The 20237-nt window shown below is 40.3% G+C and carries 16 protein-coding genes; 15 read left to right on the forward strand and 1 reads right to left on the reverse strand.

Annotated elements, in window-relative coordinates; translation table 11 throughout:
- Window positions 1-270 precede the first annotated feature (270 nt).
- From FD725_RS30440 to FD725_RS30490, 11 genes are all read left to right on the forward strand, one after another.
- Window positions 271-2994 carry a hypothetical protein gene (locus tag FD725_RS30440; RefSeq protein WP_179051997.1) on the forward strand — a complete coding sequence of 908 codons (2724 nt, stop codon included), beginning with the start codon at window positions 271-273 and terminating at the stop codon, window positions 2992-2994.
- A gap of 173 nt (window positions 2995-3167) precedes the next feature.
- Window positions 3168-3884, forward strand: a complete 717-nt coding sequence (locus FD725_RS30445; protein ID WP_179051927.1) for a hypothetical protein — start codon at window positions 3168-3170, stop codon at window positions 3882-3884.
- Between the two features lie 18 nt (window positions 3885-3902).
- Complete coding sequence (locus FD725_RS30450) at window positions 3903-4922, forward strand: hypothetical protein (protein ID WP_179051928.1); 1020 nt, start codon at window positions 3903-3905, stop codon at window positions 4920-4922.
- Window positions 4923-5155: 233 nt separating this feature from the next.
- On the forward strand, window positions 5156-5956 hold the full coding sequence (locus FD725_RS30455) for a hypothetical protein (protein ID WP_179051929.1): 801 nt from the start codon (window positions 5156-5158) through the stop codon (window positions 5954-5956).
- Window positions 5956-7767, forward strand: a complete 1812-nt coding sequence (locus tag FD725_RS30460) for a TrbI/VirB10 family protein (RefSeq protein WP_179051930.1) — start codon at window positions 5956-5958, stop codon at window positions 7765-7767. Before FD725_RS30455 ends, FD725_RS30460 begins: the two co-directional genes overlap by 1 nt.
- Window positions 7768-7789: 22 nt before the next feature.
- On the forward strand, window positions 7790-8596 hold the full coding sequence (locus FD725_RS30465) for a hypothetical protein (protein ID WP_179051931.1): 807 nt from the start codon (window positions 7790-7792) through the stop codon (window positions 8594-8596).
- Window positions 8597-8606: 10 nt separating this feature from the next.
- Window positions 8607-10439, forward strand: a complete 1833-nt coding sequence (locus FD725_RS30470; RefSeq protein ID WP_179051932.1) for a hypothetical protein — start codon at window positions 8607-8609, stop codon at window positions 10437-10439.
- Window positions 10440-10543: 104 nt separating this feature from the next.
- Entirely contained in the window at window positions 10544-11092 is a 549-nt protein-coding gene (locus FD725_RS30475; RefSeq protein WP_179051933.1) for a histidine kinase, read from the forward strand.
- 27 nt (window positions 11093-11119) lie between these two features.
- Window positions 11120-12967: a type IV secretory system conjugative DNA transfer family protein gene (locus tag FD725_RS30480; protein WP_372726751.1), complete on the forward strand. Its 1848-nt coding sequence runs from the start codon at window positions 11120-11122 to the stop codon at window positions 12965-12967.
- 11 nt (window positions 12968-12978) lie between these two features.
- Entirely contained in the window at window positions 12979-13287 is a 309-nt protein-coding gene (locus FD725_RS30485) for a hypothetical protein (RefSeq protein ID WP_179051934.1), read from the forward strand.
- A gap of 50 nt (window positions 13288-13337) precedes the next feature.
- Window positions 13338-14807 (forward strand): hypothetical protein, encoded by a 1470-nt coding sequence (locus tag FD725_RS30490; protein WP_179051935.1) that lies wholly within the window; start codon window positions 13338-13340, stop codon window positions 14805-14807.
- Between the two features lie 160 nt (window positions 14808-14967).
- On the opposite strand, the gene FD725_RS30495 is transcribed toward FD725_RS30490, so the two are convergent.
- Window positions 14968-16037, reverse strand: a protein-coding gene (locus tag FD725_RS30495) for an ISKra4 family transposase (RefSeq protein WP_179047673.1) whose coding sequence is annotated in 2 segments (ribosomal slippage) — window positions 14968-15881 and window positions 15881-16037 — 1071 coding nt in all. Because the reading frame shifts where the segments join, the coding sequence is not laid out codon by codon here.
- Between FD725_RS30495 and FD725_RS30500 the strand changes: the two genes are divergently transcribed.
- The 4 genes from FD725_RS30500 to FD725_RS30510 all read left to right on the forward strand — a co-directional run bounded on the left by FD725_RS30500 (window position 16036) and on the right by FD725_RS30510 (window position 20191).
- A complete protein-coding gene (locus FD725_RS30500) occupies window positions 16036-17616 on the forward strand; it encodes an ATP-binding protein (protein ID WP_179051936.1) in 1581 nt (526 codons plus the stop codon). The genes FD725_RS30495 and FD725_RS30500 overlap by 2 nt on opposite strands.
- Before the next feature lie 226 nt (window positions 17617-17842).
- A complete protein-coding gene (locus FD725_RS32860; RefSeq protein WP_256872035.1) occupies window positions 17843-17971 on the forward strand; it encodes a hypothetical protein in 129 nt (42 codons plus the stop codon).
- Window positions 17972-18221: 250 nt separating this feature from the next.
- Window positions 18222-19091, forward strand: coding sequence for a DNA adenine methylase (locus FD725_RS30505; protein ID WP_179051937.1), 870 nt, complete (start codon window positions 18222-18224; stop codon window positions 19089-19091).
- Window positions 19058-20191 (forward strand): restriction endonuclease, SacI family, encoded by a 1134-nt coding sequence (locus FD725_RS30510; RefSeq protein WP_179051938.1) that lies wholly within the window; start codon window positions 19058-19060, stop codon window positions 20189-20191. Before FD725_RS30505 ends, FD725_RS30510 begins: the two co-directional genes overlap by 34 nt.
- Window positions 20192-20237: the final 46 nt, after the last annotated feature.

A 20237-nucleotide genomic window follows, 5' to 3' on the forward strand; every position in this document is an offset into this window, starting at 1 on the left:
AACAAGGATTATTTCTCTACGAGACGAAGACAGCGTAGCTTGCTTCCTCAAAGGAGTACGCCGACAATTCCACGCTTGTTTTACCTTTTTATCTTCTGATAAATAGAAAAGAGAAGCTGAGTTTATCTTTTATAAATTCTGTCTCGGACGATTTTTTACTTCATAAAGCAGGTTCAAACTACCGCAAATTGGAATACCATTTCAGGTTTTGAAATTTAGAAAATAGTCAGGATAGAAATTTGAGCTTCTGCTCTTGGTTAAGGAGGTGATATTTCAGTGAAGTCAAAAGTTGGTAAACGCATTGTTGATAATGGAGAACGCAAAGTTCGGTTAACACCTCTAGAAGATGCTTTGGCACTCTGCACAATGTTGCAGATTAACCTTCAAGGACGCTCGGTTGGTGCTTACGTACTGCGTAAAGGTACTAACAACTTTATGATTCACTTCGGGTTTGAATGCGCCGGAATTCACTCGACGTTGCGTACTGAACAAGTTGACCCAGTTTTTGATGCTATTGAGTCAGGTTTGAAAGATTTGCCAGAGGGTGAACGACTGACCATACATTTAAGTTCGTTTACTGACGATAGTTTACGACAGCAACAACTCAAGAACTTGAGCGATCGCTCACCCAACAAAGAACTACAATATCTTCTGATGGGAGAGCGTTGTCGTACCCAAGAGTTAACGAAACTAGGTATCCGTAAACCCAAGACCCTGCGCTTGTACTGTACCTATACAGTAGAATCAGATACCACTGGCACTAGCGATGTCATAGAAAAATTGCTCTCAAAACTAGAACGTTCATGGAAATCTTTCACCGGCGAAATCAACGAATTGCAGTTTCTTCGCATTGAACGCCTGTTGCACGCATCTTTTACTGATGGCTTTCAACTTTGGGAACAATTGCTTGCCAACAAAATGGGGTTAAATATCCGCCCTTACGATGCAGACGAACTTTGGGCAATTCTCTGGCAGCGTTTCAACTCAACTCCACCGCGACCAATTCCCCAACTTTTGATTTTAGATGAGGAGGGACTACGCGAAGAAATTTACTCAGAAGTTGCGCCTACTTCCATGTTAATGGAATCTGAATCATCAATTCCCATTGCAGATCGGCGTTGGGTACACTTACTGGGCAAATACATCGGCGCGCTAACCTTTGTCGATAAACCCGGTGGTTGGACAGATAAGGAACACCAGATGCGCTATCTCTGGGAAATTTTATCCAGAGAACGGGTGTATGACACCGAAATTTACTGCCAATTGATGCGGGCTAACGAAACTTTAGTCAAAACCAATATGCAACGTCTAACCAAACAGGCGAATACAAATGCGGTTTTGGCAAATGAAAAAAATTCTGTTGATGTTAAGTCTTTAGTCAATATCAAAAAGTCAATTGCTGCTCAAGAAGAACTGTATGAAGGTGCTGTTCCTATTCACACTGCGGTCGTGTTTTTGGTACATCGGTCATCCCGTGAACAATTAGATGAAGCTTGTCGGTATTTGCAGTCTTGTTTTTTGCGTCCAGCCTGGGTAGTCCGCGAAACTGAATATCCGTGGCGTATGTGGTTGCAGACTATTCCCATCACTTGGGAACGCCTGATGACTGTTCCTTTTAACCGAAGGCTAGTTTACCTGAGTGGTGAAGTACCTGGGTTCATGCCATTAGTACGAACTCAAGCTAAAGATGATCAGGGTTTGGAATTAATTGCGGAAGAAGGAGGAACGCCAGTATTTCTCAATTTGTACACCCAACACAAGAACTTGGGGCTATTCGCTACCACCCGTGCAGGTAAAAGCGTCTTAGCATCAGGCATCATCACCCAAGCTTTAGCGCACGGAATGCCCGTAGTAGCAATGGACTATCCCAAACCAGATGGGCGCAGCACCTTTACTGATTACACCCAATTTATGGGTAACGATGGAGCTTACTTCGATATTGGTAAAGAATCCAGTAATTTATTTGAGTTGCCTAATTTACGTTCTCTACCAACCAAGTTGCAGCAAGAACGATTTGAGGATTACAAAGATTTTCTGGCGACTGCAATACTGGCAATGGTCGTAGGTACGCGCCGGGGTGTAACCAATGTCTCGCAAACACTCACCGACGCTATACGTTCCATCATTGCTTTAGCATTAAAGGCTTTTTTCAGCGATGAATTAATACGCGATCGCTATGCTGCCGCTTACATTCATGGTTTTGGCTCACAAGAATGGCTGGCGATGCCTACCCTGCAAGACTTCTTAAGTTTTTGTTCTCATGAACGGTTGCAGTTAGATTCTTTAACAGGCGATATCAAAACAGCCCTGGAAACCATAAAGTTAAGGTTGCGATTTTGGCTTTCTAGTAGGGTAGGACAAGCTCTAGCTAAACCTTCCACCTTTCGCAGTGATGCACATCTATTAATCTTTGCCCTGCGTAACTTATCCAATGACGACGATGCTGCAATTTTAAGCTTAAGTGCATATAGTGCAGCTTTGCGTCGAGCATTAGCAGCCCCGGCAAGCGTGTTTTTTATTGATGAAAGTCCTATCCTGTTTGAATACGATTCAATCGCTGCACTAGTGGGTAGACTGTGTGCCAACGGAGCAAAAGCCGGAATCCGAGTAATTTTATCTGCTCAAGACCCTGATACTATAGCTCAATCTCCTTCTGGGGCGAAGATTTTCCAAAACCTCACCACTCGCCTGATTGGACGCATCCAACCTACGGCTGTTGATAGTTTTGCGAACATTTTGAAATACCCGCCAGAAATCATTTCTCGCAACGCTACAGAAAGTTTTTTCCCTAAAAAGGAAGGTGTTTATTCTCAATGGCTGTTGGATGATAACGGAATTTTTACTTTCTGCCGTTACTATCCTGCTTTTAATTTATTGGCAGCAGTCGCCAATAATCCTGAAGAACAACAGCAAAGAACTGCGGCTTTATCTCAGTATCCCGATAAATTTGTGGCTTTGACAGAGTTATCCAAGCAATTGGTCGAAATTAAATGAAAAGTCGTGAGTACCGAACTCAAGACTCAGAATTCAGGACTCAAAACTCAAGACTCAGCACTCAAAACTCAGCACTCAGCACTCAAAACTCAGCACTCAAAACTCAGGACTCAGCACTCAGCACTCAAAACTCAGGACTCAGCACTCAGCACTCAAAACAAGTAGGAGTGATAATGAACAAAATTAAGCGAACTACAGTTACCGTTATTGGAGCGATCGCCATCTCTACAATCGGATTTACTAACGCTCAAGCATTTTCAATTTTCAAAGATAATGCTTCGTTAAAATTCTTTGAACAATGGCAACAGCAATCAAATCCTTTTACTCAAGATACTTCCAGCCTTGCTCAAAAACTGAAACCTTTGACAAAGTTCTTAGGGAGAGATTTACAAACTGCGATTACTACAGCAATTGGTGTATTGGGCTTACCAGATGCTAACGAAGCCAGAGAAGAAGTTGAGGATAGCGCAGCTGTTTCAGATAGTGCCATCAATGTAGCTGAACGAACCACAAATGAAATTGATCGGCAAATTACCCGTGTGGAAGCGGACACCACTCTCAGTAAACTAGGTCAACAACACACGAAAGAGCAAGTAGAAACAACCCACAATTCAGTTGCACAAGTTTACACAGATGCTACGGCTGCTCAAGATGAAGTTGTCACTCAAAATGTCATGAAGCGAATTGCCCAACAAAATACCCAAACCGCAGGGATTTTAGGAGCAATGCGAACTGATGGATTCAAGTTACAGCAGTCTCAAAATTTGGCTAACCTCAACTTGACTAATATTTCCCGTTCTTTAGACGGTCAAAAACAAGCGCATCAAAAACAAACGGTAGATCAAGGTTTTAACAACTTACGGATAGCGGCGCAAGCACGACTGTTTTAGTACAAGGAGAACTCCGCTATGTCATTCCAATTGTGGAAATGGGGATTAACTTTAGCTCAAACCCAAACTGCTAATCCAGGACAAGCAGCTTCGACCATTACTCAAGATGGTGCAGCCGCCAGTGAAGCAGTCGCGCAAGCAATGGAGAAACTTTGGGATGACGTACTGGGCGGTGGGTTGTACAGTGCGATCGCCAATCTCGGAGTTTTCTTTGCGGTTGGCACGTTGCTGATTTTTATCGTCCAATGGACGCGGGAAATGGTGGATGGTGATGACTCAAAAGCCTTCTCCGAAATGATTTGGCCCATAGTAGTGATAGTCTTGCTGGCCAACAATGCTCAACCCCTGGCGATCGCCACCAAAGGATTGAGAGCCATCATTAATGACACCAACAACACTCTACTAACAACCACTTCTTCCTCCATCCAGCTACAAGAAGCATATCAAAAAGTCATGCTCAAGACTGGTAACGCAGATGCAATACAAGCATTAATGGTTCAGTGTGATGCGATCGCCGATCCGACTCAACAAGCTGAGTGTTTGCAAAATGCTTCTCGGCAAGCCCAAGAAATTGAAGCTCAAACTGATAATCGCCCTGGTTGGTTAAAAGGTATTGGCGAAATTTTTAACACCAATATTTTTCAGTTAACCTTGCGCGGTTGGTTACTGGCATTTGGCATCGCTTTTCAATGGATAGTTGAAGTTTCCATGCTGCTGACTGCACTGTTAGGGCCTTTAGCCGTAGGAGGTTCATTACTTCCCGTTGGTCAAAAAGCCATTTTTGCATGGTTAACTGGCTTCTTCTCCGTGGGCATGATCAAACTTTGTTTCAATATTATTTCTGGGTTAGTCGCCACAATGGTGCTGAATGCTGATAATAACGACCCCATGATTTTTGCTTTTGCTATTGGTATTCTCGCGCCAATTTTATCTGTTGTTTTAGCTGCGGGTGGCGGTGTGGCGATTTTTAGAAGTTTCTCCAGTGTTGCCAGTTTGGGGCTTTCTTCTGTAGTTACGAGGATGGTTAAAAAGTTTTAATCAACTAACTTTGTTGGCATGAATTCCAAATTTTACGCATGATAGGCGTTACTGCAAATACCCACTCAGGATTATCACTATCTTCCTCTTCATCAGTCGCATTGTGCAAGCACCAATACTCCAACGTGTGTTTATGCACGTAAAAATCCCGGCAAATCAAATGATATATCCGTTCTTCCAAACTTGAATCATGATTGCCTATTTCTTGTACTTATTAAATAGAGGGATAGCTTATGACTATTTCTGATAAACATCTAAATTCACGAAATGTAGAAAGAAAACGATTACGATTTTTAAATTCTGCATCCACAAGATTTTCGACTGGTGACACTTTAGCCTTATTTACTGTAGGTACTTTCGGGCTACATCTTATTACCTTTTTTGTATTATTCCTCCTCTATAGTTCCTACTCACAATTGAGTAAAAAAGCACCGCCATCATTAGTGCAATTAGAGACAGGAAAATCAATTAAAGTAGCCCCAATAGGTAGTTTAGAACGTACTCCTCAAGTTATTTTACATTTTGTTTCTGATACGATGACTTTGATGATGAATTGGTCAGGAACACTACCACCAACTACAGTAGAAGAAGCTACCAAACCTAAACCTGACCCTGGAATAGATGTTCGCTCTTTAAATAACGGACGCGGTAAAGTAACTTTTTCAGCATGGCAGGCATCTCATGCTTTATCGGAAGACTTCCGCAAAGAATTTTTGCAAATAGTAGCTGAAATCACGCCTCCTGGAGTTTTTAAGGGAACAACACAAGTAGTTTTAGTTCCGCTTTCTATCCAACCTCCCATCAAAATCGCTGAGGGTAAGTGGAAAGTCAAAATGATTGCTAACCTGACTATATTTGACCAACGAAATAATTTGGGAGAAGTAATTCCCTTTAATAAAGAAATCTTTGTACAAGCCGTTGAAGCTCCTGAACTCCCCACAACAATTGATGGATTAGCAGCAGCAATTTATCAGGTAAGAGCAAGCGGTTTAGAAATTTATGCAATAAGAGATTTGCCACAGGAGAATCTGTAATGCCTGAGTATCAAAATGGGAAAACATCTACAAATATTCTTGAGTGGGAAGAAAACGGTAACACGACTTACCCAAAATCAGAGCAACAATCTGATGAACAAATTGATGATGCTTGGAATGAAGAAAGTCTAGCGCGATTACTGGGTTATGTGTATCCTGAGATGAATTCAACCAATCAATCAGAAGTACATGAAACGGGAAATGAAACAACTTCTGATGTAGAAAATATCGAAAATAAAGCTCAAATATCTCCGCAAAATGTCATAGCACCTCATGATTTATTTGATGATCCTCAACTGGGTAAAACACAACAAAACTTTGCCAGTAATCCATTTTCTAAATTTGGTGCAGTAGGCTTAGGATTGTTGGTGGTTTTTGGTGTGGGAGCTACTTTTTTAAATAGTATTATCTCCGGTAGACCAAAAGCTACACCCAAAATTGTTGATCAAAATGCTGCTCAACCCAAAGTAGAACTTGCAGATAATCTAAAACCCTCAGAAGCAGAAACAGGAAAACTAAAAGCTGAATTGGCGATAGGAAGTCAAGTAGAAAAAATTAAATCTTTAGAAAGTTCTAAAAGTCCCAAAACTTCTGTAGTCAAACCTAATCACCAAACTAGGGATGAGTTGAATAAACAAGCTACTTTCAACCAGACTCCGCCTGATGTACCTCCAGCAGCAGTTTCTCGTCCCGTTCAGGTTGCTTATGTCCCTCGTCAAGGAATACCAAGAGAATCTTATGTACCTCGTTTTGCTACAGTTTCTCGGCCTCGACCAGCTATAAACACTATATCAGCACCTTCTGTTAATAGAGTTGTAGCCCCTCCTGTAGCACCGCCTATAAATAGGGCAGAATCACTTCCTCGCACAGAGCAAATTGACCCGATACAACAATGGGCAAGAATCAACCAATTGGGAAGTTATGGCAGTAGTGAAATTGCGACTAATACCGTATTGGCAACCCAAACTCCTGAACAACCAAATAATAGTGTTGTAAATACTGTAACTAATGAACAAGTAAATTCACCAATCACAATCCCTCGTGCCACTCCAGTTTTAGCTGTTGCTAACACAATTGTTGAAACTGCCAATTCTCCAGAACCACTTTACGCAGAAGAAAATGCAATTATTACAAATGTACCTGTGAGGCAGCTAACAGTAGGTGCAACTGCATCTGGAAAGTTAATTACTCCGTTAATTTGGGGTCAAAATTCAACTAATAATACTGATGCAAAATCAGGAACTCCAACTCAAGCAGACAAGTTTATTGTCCAGCTTGTTGAACCGCTAACTGAAGATGATGGTTTTGTTAGTTTACCAACAGGTACTCAAGTTGTTGTTCATGTACAAAACATTGATGAATCAGGGCTGGTGCAACTGGAAGCAACTCAGATTGTAATTGATGGTAAGGAGTATGTGTTACCGCCGGGGACAATTACTATTCGCGGTAATTCTGGCCGACCATTAATGGCATCAAAGTGGAATGATAAAAGTGCTGAAATTGCTTCACACGATGCAGAAACATTTGTAGTTGGTTCGCTGGCTAAAGTGGGAAAGGTACTCAATCAACCTCAAGAAGAACAATATTCAACTTCCACTGGTTTTGGTGGTACAACAACTTATTCTTCCACTAGACGAGGTAGCCCCAATATCTTGGGTGCAGTTTTGTCAGGAGGATTTGAACCCCTTACCGAACAAATTTTAGAACGCAATAAGCGATCGCTCTCAGAAATCCAACAACGAAAAGAAGTTTGGCACGTCCGAGCAGGCTCAGACATTCAAGTATTTGTCAACCAATCTTTTCAACTTTGAACACTGATTCAGTATGATTCCTATGAAAGTTTTTCTGCAAAATTTGACTGTAACCGCTTCCATCTCTACCGTGTTAACTTTTGCTACTTCCTTTCTACCAGTAGTTGCTAATGAAACCCCCGATTTCAGTCAAACTCCTCAAGGACTGCGACGTATTTCAGTAGATACCGCCACTGGTCATAGTGGAAGTGAAATACCTCTAATTGAATTGTCACCAGGGTATGGAGTTAATATTTCCTTTATTTCCAGTGGAGAGATAGTAGAGAAAGTTTGGTTAGATAACCCAGCGATCGCTTCTCTTGATGTTGATGGTTGTTTGTCAGGCTTAGGACGTGAGTGTAACTCTCTAGGGGCAACAGTATTACATCTGCGACGAATCAACCCAATAGATATGCCGCAGTTGCCGAAAATGAATAGTAGCCTGCTGACAGTAGTAGCAAAAGGTAACTCTGGGCGACGAGTGTATTTATTTCGGGTTGCTACAGCTAATACACGACCTAAATATCACACAATCGAGGTCACGCCTAACACCCCAGAAGAACCTGAAATTAGAGAACTAGTACCGCAATATCAAAATTTACAGGTTATGAGTCGAGGGCTAGAGATTGCCCAACAAAAACGTTTAATTTTACCTAAATCTCGCTTGTACCAGCGAATTGCGAATTTTTTAATAAGTGTGAAATCAGGAGAATCAGTATCCAGTGCTGCTCGTAAAGCTGGTATTAGTTTGCAGTTAGTTAATCGACTGATAGAACTGGGAAAAACTACTCCAATGAATAGTTCAAGGCAGGGTTTAGTAAATCAATCCAATTCTTCCAATAGTATTTGAGATTAAGACAATGAAATTACTGAATACTTTTAGTTTCGTCTCAGGATTAAGTTTGACTATCTTGATTTCTGGTGCAGTTTTAGTTGCATCACCGCAGTCAGGAGTATCAAACTCTCAGTTAAAATCAACTGAAATTCCTACAATTAATTGGCAAAATACTCGTCTGCCTAATTGGAATCAAATGACCTTTGCAAATATGCCAGCAATTGCCGAATCTGGTTCTTTTCAAGCACCTGCTGGTGTAGTAGAAAAGTTAGGATATGATCCTTCGCGGAGTTGGGATGCTGGTCAGACACCTGATTCTTACATGATGCTAGGTGACTTTCAGGATTCTTTCAAACTCCAAAATTTCTCACTCAATGATATTGCCCAAACTGTTAATTTGGATTTAAGTGAAGTTGATTTAGATAAATTTGGCGCAATGAAGTTTCAAACTTTGGAAAGTTTGAGTGATGCTATTCCTGATTTAAAAAACACACCAATTTCTGAAGTTAAACCTATTTTGGATTTATTAGCTCAAAAATTAGGAACATCCTTTGATTCCAATCAAACAATAGAAACCTTACTCCAACAATCTCCCCATTTAGGAAAATTACAGTTTGCATCTTTAAACTTGACATCTTACAGCTTAGATTCTATCCCTGGCTTAGTAGAAACGCCGATTGGTGCATTTGAGAAATGGCAAGGTGTGTATATTAATGAGATACCAGGATTAGCTGATGTACCTTTTTCTCAATTTCCTAATCCGATTAATGCTGTAGGTGCAAATGTGGGCATTGTTGATATTGCTTTTGCAACCGACGAACAACAGCGTAAACGCACAATCTCTGGTAGTAATAAAGAAGGCTTCGCTGTACCATGTCAAAAAGATTGCGCCCACATAGAATTATCTGGTTCATCTGCGGTTTCAGGTAAAGCCTGGGTTAGTGGTAAATATCAATTAGTTAAGGGTGGTAAAGGTATTCTCGCTTCAGTTAATGGAGGTAAAGAACCCACAGGTCGTCATCTATTTGGTGATGCTTTTAAAGTTGCAGTTTGGGATATCTCAGAAGTAGATGGCATGATTTCTCAAGCTTTATTCTTCCGAGTTTGTATGCGGAAAACTTTTGTAGATTTGGGCTGTACTCCCTATTTTATTGGGCCAGTACCATTCATGACTTTCAAAGAGAAAGAATCTATATTTTTAGGTTTAATTACAGGGGAAAGCTCTAATTCAGTCTCCACACCCACAGGCTTAAAGAGTAGTGGATTTAGATTTAAACAATCTCCTAATTTAACAAATAAATTATCTATTTTACTGCCTACAATCAAAGGAGATTGCAAAAATATTCACTCATCAGGAACTAATATTGATGCTTTCAGTTCTGCTTTTTCTAGTCTCGAAAAAGATTACAATTTAGTCGGTAATTATGTATGTGACTCATCTGGTAATTGTGGTCGAGGACTGGGTGCAATGCAGTTTATGTCATATCGTCCAGACGTGCGAAAGATTATCTCAAGTAAATCTGGTGGTGCAGAGTTTCTTGCAAAATTAGATGCTGGTGAACAAGTTACTGGTGAGGACATGATGCAGTATTTTTCACCTGTTGAACAACAGACTTTAATTGAAGCTGACATTACTACATTACTAAACAGCACATCTCAACAAATTGACCCAAAAACTGGAAAGCTTTTTACAGGAGAGCGATTAATTGAACGTGCTGCTCAAATGAATTTTGCTGGGGTAAATATTCCTGTTGATGCTGATGTTATTGATGTGAACGGAAAAATCTCAGTAAAAGGATATGGTAAAAGAACATCTGCTAAATATTTTCAATCTCTGCGATTGATGGGATGCTTTTAGGCGGTGATAATCCTGTATAACTTTCTCCAAGATTGTAGATAAAAACATAATACAATGCGGTTTTCTGTCTCAAAATATTTTCAAAAGTTCAACTGGAATCTTATATGCAATTGAGATTGGACAAATTGGCGACGCTAAAATATTTCAAATATAAAGCACTATTAGCTAGTGTTTCTGTATTAACCTTATTGGTTATAGCATTCCTAGTAAAAGCAAATCTTTCAAATAGCAGGCGTACAGCAACATGGAAAAATGCCAAAGAAGTTACACCTCCATTTCTACTTAAAAAAGCATTATCTTTTAATTCCACAAGCAGAATTGATAGTAAATCCATCAAAGTCATGCCAGTTCCGTCTCAAGGTGGAGGAAATTTGTATATATTTGATTATCGCTCACCCCAACTTTGTGGTATAAGTGGTTGTCTTTATCTGGTTTATCACGAATCAGGTAAGTTGGTCTTTTCCTTAATTGCTCATCAACATTTACCACTGAAAGAAGAAGTAATTCGTACTTCAGACACCATAGCCAATGAATTTCCTTGTTTGGTTGTTACGCAACCAACAGCCGATGAAAATATAGTATCCCGTACACATTATTGTTACCAGGGTGAAGGATTTATCCGGTTTAATCAAGTTTTCTCGGTTGCTAAATAAGACTTGATATCTTAATAAAATCAGGTGATGAATACTCACAGTTTTAATTACTCTTTATTTATCCAAGTACCGCCTGCCAAAGTAGAGACACTACAAATTGAAAGATTGGCACAATTGATGAAATCGCAGTCTGGGTTGGTACTTTTAAGCTGTTTTGTTGCACTTGCTATATTTCGAGTGCTTTCAGGAGGGAATCGCAAAGGTAAACTTGCTACCAGTTATTGGGGCGGTGGTCGTGAAAAATCTTTGGCTGCATGTAAGGCTAAACAGCAGATATCGAACCCTACACGCAATTCCGTAGCACTTTACATTGGCACACCTCAGCAAATAAGGTCGCGCATTGAAAACGAGTGGCGAACCGCAGGTTTACTGAAGACCAAACCAAATCTTTCTCAAAAGCTACATCAATTAATTTCACCCAACTCTACCCTGTACGTTCCCAATGTCCAGAGGGGAATAGCCGTTATTGGTGCAGCAGGTTCTGGTAAAACCTTCTCTGTGATAGATCCTCTCATTCGTAGCAGTTTTGACCAAGGCTTCCCGATGTGTCTGTATGATTTCAAATATCCTGCGCAAACTAAACGGGCGATCGCTTATGCTATCAAGCGTGGTTACACTGTCAAAGTATTTGCGCCGGGGTTTCCTGAAAGTGAAACCTGTAATCCTCTCGACCTACTGAAAGACGAAGAAGATGCAATTGCGGCAGGTCAAATCACTAGCGTCATATCACGTAACTTCGACCGTGGGAGCAATAACAGCAGCGATAAATTTTTTGAAGAAGCCGGAGATAGTCTGGTTGAAGGGATATTGCTAGTCACCAAGGCAGTTAAAACCCTAACTGGTGACGATAAATACTGTGATTTGATGATGGCGCAAGCAATTTTATCTTTACCTAATCTACCAGTAAGATTGGAAACTGCCTCCAAGGACAAACTGAAAATTTGGACAACGCGACCATTATCTCAGCTAATCAGCGTCAAGGACTCTGAAAAAACTACTGCCAGCATTGTTGGGGCCGCGCAGCGCATATTTCAGCGATTTCTCAAGAAAGACTTTGTGGGTGCATTCTGTGGTCAGACAACATTACCACTAGACTTGGACGGTAAACAGCTAATTGTATTTGGACTAAACAGGAACAACCGTGACATTATCAGTCCACTGCTGGCGGCTATTCTGCACATGATTGTTACGCGCAATGTGTCCCGTGTCCTACCCAGAAAAGACCCGCTAGTAGTAGCCCTAGACGAACTGCCTACTTTATACTTGCCAGCCCTTGTAAATTGGCTGAACGAAAGCCGTGAAGACGGTTTTGTAGGGATTTTGGGATATCAAAACATCGCCCAGCTAGAAAAAGTCTATGGTAGGGAACTGACACGGGCTATCTTGGGAGGTACAGCCACCAAGTTTATTTTCAATCCCCAAGACCCGGAATCTGCAAAATTGTTCAGCGACTACCTGGGCGAGATGGAAATTAAATTTAATTCCAAATCGCGCAGTGCTGGAAAGGGGGGTGCGTCACACAGCACCAACGAACAACATCAAAAACGCCATTTATTTGAAGCAGCACAGTTTGTCAAGATGGGTACGGGCAAAGCGGTAATTATCAATCCAGCTTACACTCGTGGCACAGAAGCCTATGTTCCGATATTGCAAGCTATCAAAGTTCCGACTGCTGATATTGATGAAATGAATTGGTCAGAGGGAAAGTGGGATTTTGTTAGAGATAGGCTGATTCAAAATAATTCTGTGCAAATTAGTGATTCTGAACGTTCTCAGCAATTTATGGAAAGGCGTGAATTGGCTGAAGAATTATTTCCTCTGCCTGAGCAATCTAATTCTCCGCCTTCTCCAGAAGAACTTGCCAATGTTTTTTAGAGATTTTGGAAATGCAATCTTCACAGATTAATTGGAGTCAACAGGTTTCGTCTGTCTTAGCGCGTTATCCGCAGTGGCAGAATATAGTTATTGAGGCAATAAATAAACCTTTATTCAATGTAAGTTATTGCCCAGAAACTATAGAAATATTTGATCAATTTGGCTTATTGGCTGGAAGAATATTTAGCTCTATTTCTTATGAATGTACTCGTGATTTTCTAGAGAAAAGTGAATTTATTGCTTGGCTGTTTGATGGAGAGTTGGCGGCTTTTTACGTAAATGGCGAAGTAGTGATAAATCGGCTGCAATTATTAACTTAATTTGATATTTTACCAAATTTATTAATATACTCTTGGGGAGTATTATTATCATGACTGATATATTTACAGTTGCATCAGGAGAAGCGGCTGCAATTCAAAGACATTACGAACAAATAATCGAAGCTTTGTTACAAAGTTTATTGGATATCAAGCATGATAATAGTAAGGATCAGGGTTTAAAAATATTTGATGGTAACAGGCTTGTTTATGGACGTGATAAAAATCAATTTCTTGATGAGGTTTCAGGATTAGCGGGACAGCTTTTAAATCCTCAGTTTATTGCTCAAATACAACAACTGCGTTCTTGTCCTGTAGGTGGTACGGTAGAAGGAGCAACTAATAAAATAGTTGAATTAGATGGGCGCGTTGTATTGCAATCTGATGAACAAGGTAAAGTCACTATTAATAATTTATTACAGCCCCAAATACTTCAATCTACAAACGATCACCAATCGCTTAATGTAGATGAACCTACCAAATATCAAGTATCGCAGTCTAAAGATAAGAACCAATTGCTTGATGTAGATGAGTCTACTAATAGAGATAATCTCAAGCAATTTGATAATTCCGAATTTTTACTTAAAAATACTGTTAAACAAGAGAAAGAACTACAGCAAGATACTAACTTACCGGATAATTCAGGTTCAACACGAGTAATGCAATCTCTCCAAGCTTTAGAAGATAGTCCTTTAAAAAATTTACTGACTAATGAAATTGGACAGCTACAAGCAGAAATCAAAGCATTACGACAACAGCAGAATGTGTATCAAAAATTAATTGAAAAAAGGTTACAACAACAGCACAATATTTCCTGGTGGCAGCAATCGATTCATAATGTTTCGCTGGTGGTAGACAGTGTTAACTCTGCTGTGAAGACGGCTATTCAAGAATTTAAACAAAATTCAACACGATACCAAATAGCAGTGTCTTTAAAAACTTTATTTCATACCCAGACACACCCAGGAGCTTTAGAATATCAGGCGGCTCAATACCAAATTTCTCGTGAGGGTTCATTGTATAAAATAACAGAGTCAGGAACAGGCAAACTTTTAATGCAGTTTCGTTCTACAAATTTGGGTGTGCGGGTAGAAACTGGCAATCTAGAACCTACACATATTCAAGATATTAATGCTTTACAGCGATCGCTAAAACGCAATGAACCTATTCCTGCTTCCTTTACTCCTGTAGGTAGCCAGGAAGCTGAGTATTTTGCTCGTATAGATAAGATTAGTAACGCTCTTGTGCAATATGCGATCGCTCATCAAAAAAATGTAGAAATTGATGGCGTATTCTCTTATAAATGGCAAGCAACTACTGATGGTAAAGTAAGCATTTATGCCAAAGATGGACGTGGAATTGTCTTAGAAAAAGCTGAGGGACAACTCAAAAGTTCTATGAGTGAGCGAGATTTAATCTATTTCGAGCAAATCTTACCCAGATTACAGCCGACTTACCAACGCCAACAGGAATCAGCAACATTGCGAAACCAAAAATTTAACAGTAATGAATTAGAGAGATAGCTATGAACTTATCTCAATTGAACCTATTAATTACTTCTGATGTACCCATAATCTGCATCACTGCTTCTATATCAGAGCGCATGATAGTGCTAAAGCAAATTTATCAAGAATGTGCGATTAACAAAAATCTCCCGGGAGCATCCACTTTTGGCAGAAAGACTCAAATAGCTAATAAACCATTGAGATAAGCACAACGAATAGAGAGGATGTGATTAACACTATCAACATTCCACTGTGCGCCAGAAATTTTAATCCTCGCACCAATTTGTTTAATAGCAGATTCAACTGCGCCAGAACCAATAGAACAAAGTTGTTCAGCCTGGTAATAGGCATAATTGACAAGACGAGAGCGATGTTTTTCAAGATAAGCAATGAAGTTCTTCGCTTGTTTACCTCGGCAATGAAGAAATAAAGCTTGAGTTTCTTCTATCTGACCTTGCCATAACAGCGTTTCAGCAGCTTTAAGCCGTTTTAAAGAACCACCAACTTTATAGAGATTTTCTTTGAGGTGATACCAATCCAAGATTTCCCAACGCTCAAAATTTTCTGTTTTACCAAACTCTTTGACTAGATTCCACACGCCATCATGACCATCCCCCAAGCACACTAACGGGTTAACCAGACGTTGGCTATTGACATAATCAACTAATGATTGGTTGTCATCAAAAAACGCACCATAGTAAATCCCTTGCAGACGAACGGTTTTATAGTCTCGCCAGTAACAGCCTGCTTTCGGTTTACCTCTGAGTCGGACTTTTCCTCCATCTACACTGACTTCTGAAACTGCTTGTTTTGCAAATGGTAGTTGAAAATCTTGTGACAGCACTAATTTTTGTTGCGTTGAGTGACCCACTTTGACTCCTGTCAATGCCTCAACTTCAATTTCTGCTTTTTGGTATGATTCGTTAGCTGACAGCCTTAAACAACACTTTTGAAGTAATGGACTTAACCGGGTTCTTGGCTTCAAACCCAGTTTCTGTAACTGTTTGGCTTTAAGAGTCAGTTCCCCCACTAAGCTTTTAATTTTCCTGGTTTTACCTACTTTTGTTCCAGTTTTTTGTTCGATAAAAAAAGGGCTATTTCTGGACTGACTAGTTCTAATATTTGACTCCGAACTGTTTTTTCTATACTTTCGAGGTCTGTCAGCTTACTTTTATCTGCTTCTTCATACAGTAGTGTTGACAATTCTTGTAAACAGGCTTTGATTCTTTCTTGTTTATCCTGGTTCATGGTAAGTCATCCACACTGTTTTATCTGTTGTTATATTCTCCCAGAACCTGTATATCTTCCAAAAGTGGATGCTCCCAATCTCCCTCTTTATTTATGGAATGCTGGTTGGGGATGTTTTAAACAAGTCCAATCTGATTCAGAGTGTTGTGTAAGTTTTTCAAGTGTAGACTCTAGTAAATTACAACCTTGTGATGATGGAGTCTTTGCAGCTTTCGATGAGTTATTGAATTCTGAAATTGATGGTGTTTTTATTTTTGAAAATTTGCAGTCTTTAATTAAGATAAATTCAACATATTTGGAAAATTATTCCAATAAAATGATATCACAAGTAATTAATATTTATTATGAATTGAAAACAATCAAAAATACAAAATATTTCATTATTTTAGCAATGGATGATGTGGAACTACCACAATCATTAACTCAGTTAATTCCAAATCTGTCTACACCCTTGCCTTCACATGAGATAATAACTGATTTTATTAGAAATTTTTTATCCAAAAAAATAAATAATTTACCAAAAAGTTTTGATGTATCTGTTTTGGTGAATACTGTTTCTGGGTTAACTCTAGAAGAAATAGGTTCTGGCTTGGCAATAGCAATTAATTCCTCTCAAGAGTTTCATAGTGATATAATAGCCCGACGCTTATTAGATTATAAAATTAATCGCTTTCGTGCCTTCAACCTAAACTTTGTTTCTAATTCAAACTTAGCTGACTTTGGTGGTTTAGATTTACTCAAAAAGTTTATTGAAAATGTCAAGCTAGATTTTGCTCCCGAAGCACGAACTGCCAACATCCCCCTTCCCAAAGGTTGTTTACTGGTAGGGCCACCGGGGACAGGAAAAACTCTGGCGGCGCACATCAGTGCCAAAACTTTAGGATTTCCTCTTGTGTCTATGGACACCGCAGTAGTAGCGAGTGGTAGTGCAACCCATCTCAAACGTTTGTTAGAGCGTATAGAAGTTTGCGCTCCCGTTGTGCTTTACTTTGATGAATTGGACAAACTGTTTGCAGCATCCACTCCTTCAGGTGAGGATATTGATTCACGCCGAATTTTAGGAACTCTGCTCACTTGGTTGCAAGAAAAGCAGAGTGCTGTGTTTGTAGTAGCTAGTCTTAACCGACTCGACGCGCTACCACCAGAATTAACCAGAGTGGGCAGATTTGATGAAATATTCTACGTCGGGTTTCCTCAAGCGATAGAGCGCAAGGAAATTCTGATGATGCACCTAGCGAGATTTGATGAGCGATACCGCAATGGTGGCGATCGCCTGACTGAGAAAGAATGGCGGATTATCCTCAACAAAACCATCAACTGTAATGGTGCTGAACTAGCACGAATGGTAGAAAAAGCAGCGCGTGCATTATTTCATCAGGGGCAGGAAATTCAAATTGGGTTGTCCGAACTGTTGGAACAAAGGGAAATGATAGTACCACTCTACGTTAGGGATACCGATAGAATACTGGCTATAGAAAATCGAGCCAAGTATATTTGTCAACCAGCATCGACAAAAGACACTTCGGTTTTCGCTCCAGCGATTACTACGTATTGGGGAGAACCATGTGTTAACAGTTAATCGGACAAGGTATTGGGCAGATACGTGTAATTTCCAGCAATATAGTCTGGAAAGCTTTGCTTTATAAAGGTTTGAGCAATTTTATTATTTCTTTACCTAAGAGTAGAGCATATAGTCTAACTAATCCAAGTCTTCATAATCACTTAAAACAAATATAGCTATTACTACCGAAGTAATGATTAAAACAAAGTGTAAAGCTAGAGTTATCTAAATTAAAGATTTAATTATGGCTAAACAACCCAAGCAACCAAAAATGCCAAAAATGCCCAAAGCTCCAAAACCAATTAAGTTGGTCAAAGGATATATGAAAAAGGATGGCACTTTTATTAATCCTTACTTCAAGGGAGGATTTTAAGCTCCTTAGCTAGTTAATGTATTTTTTAGTGTATGTATTTTACTTAAAAAACTCCTAAAATTTAGGGGTTTTTTTATTAAAAGTTACTTATACCAATCGCTTTACCGAAAAAGAATGATAGATTTTTCCCCGAAAAAACAATGACAGTATTCTTGTTTGTTTATACTTTATTTCTCCACACTATATAATAAATTGCGTTTTACCCTTATCCTCGGTTTCGGGTAAAGCACTCCGTTTGAGGTTGACTTTCATGGCAAAGAAAATTGCATTTGGTTGGTATGGCGGCAAGTACAGTCATTTAGACTGGCTCTTACCCTTGTTGCCAAAAACGACCCACTACTGCGAACCGTTTGGTGGTTCAGCCGCCGTGTTGTTGAACCGAGAGCCATCCCCTGTGGAAACCTACAACGATATTGATGGGCAGGTAGTCAACTTCTTCCGTGTACTACGTGACCAAAAAGACCAACTCATCGAGGCGATTGGGTTAACCCCATTTTCCCGTGAAGAATTTCGGATTGCTATTACCAAAGAAGAAGAGAGTTTATCAGACCTAGAAAGAGCTAGACGATTTTTTGTTCGGGCGCGACAAGTGAGAACAGGCTTGGCACAAACCGCCAGCGTGGGAAGATGGGCGCACTGCAAACTCACAAGCCGCGCAGGAATGGCTGGTGCAGTTTCCCGATGGTTAGGCAGTGTTGAGGATCTGCCCGAAATCGTGCAACGGTTGCTGCGTGTGCAAATTGAGAATGACCGAGCGATTGATATTATACAACGGTACGATAGTCCAGAAACTCTATTTTATTGTGACCCACCGTACCCGCACGATTCCCGTGGGGATAGCAAGGCTTACGCTTATGAAATGACAGACAACGAGCATCGACAATTAGCGGGTGTTTTGCGAGCAGTCGAAGGTAAAGTTGCCCTTTCAGGCTATGATTGTCCGTTGATGCAAGAACTCTATGGTGACTGGAACTGCATTAAAGCACCCCTGAAGAACTGCCATTCCGTCAAGGAGTTAAGACAAGAAGTGCTTTGGCTCAATTATGACCTGACAACCTCCACATTTATTGTTGAAGAAATCAATCAATGTCCACAACCCCAGCAGCTATCCTTGATGTAGCCTTACAGAAAGCCGAAGCATCAATAGCGCAACCAATTGTCACCAACCCTAGCAGTGCTGAAAAAATTGATTATGTATCACGTTATGTAGGCAATCGTGCTGTAGTTCGTTTGTTGCTAGCTTGTGCTTTGGCGGCGATTCACCGTGTGAATGTTGATATCCGCAAACCTTACACCGAGATAGGCACACCAGACGCTTACTCTGGGCGTTACTACGATGAAAGTTACATCACAGCCTTTATTAATCAACACGAGTTGCCTTGCAATCCCACCACTGCGTTCCTGACTCCTGCTCTGCGAAACCGTAACATTACCTTAACCCCAGCAGTCAATCTCGTGGGACGACCACCCAAACTCTACGAAGCCGCCCTGCAATTGCTTGATGATGTTCATCAAGGCACAATAACTGCTGAGGAACTGTTAGCCGAAACCCTCCGTTGTCTGATTATTGCTCGGAATGAGAAGCGGCAACGCATGGAAACACTACTAGCTGACCTGAAGAAGTCAGAAGGCGCAATACCTTTGTCAGCAGAGGAAATTGTCACACTCTTGCAACAGCATTTGGCTTGCCGAGGTTCAAGCCGCCTTCCTGTACTGATTGTTGCTGCTGCTTATCAAGTAGCAGAACAATATATTGGGGAGCGTTTTTTACCTCTAGAATCCCACAACGCCGCAGATGAGCAGACAGGTGCTTTAGGAGATGTGGAAATTACCTTAGTTGATGATGAAAAGGCAATCACCAGCTATGAAATGAAGACCCGGCGTGTCACCTTAGCAGATATTGACCGTGCTTTGCAAAAAATCAACAGCACAGGCAAGCGGGTTGACAACTATATCTTTATCACAACGGATGTGATTGAAGAAGGTATTCGGGAATATGCCTCAAGTATGTATGAACGTACAGGTGGCATAGAGATTGTGGTTTTGGATTGCATCAGTTTTGTGCGTCACTTTCTGCATTTGTTCCATCGGTTGCGATCGCAATTCTTGCAAGCCTACCAACAGTTAGTGCTAACAGAACCAGACAGTGCTGTTAGCCAACCTCTGAAAGAAGCTTTTTTAGCATTGAGACAAGCGGCTGAAAGCGCAAGGGAATTTTGACCCTGTAGGATAAGTAAACCAACAGAATTAATTACATTACTGATTC

This window comes from Nostoc sp. TCL26-01 (assembly GCF_013393945.1).
GTDB lineage: Bacteria > Cyanobacteriota > Cyanobacteriia > Cyanobacteriales > Nostocaceae > Trichormus.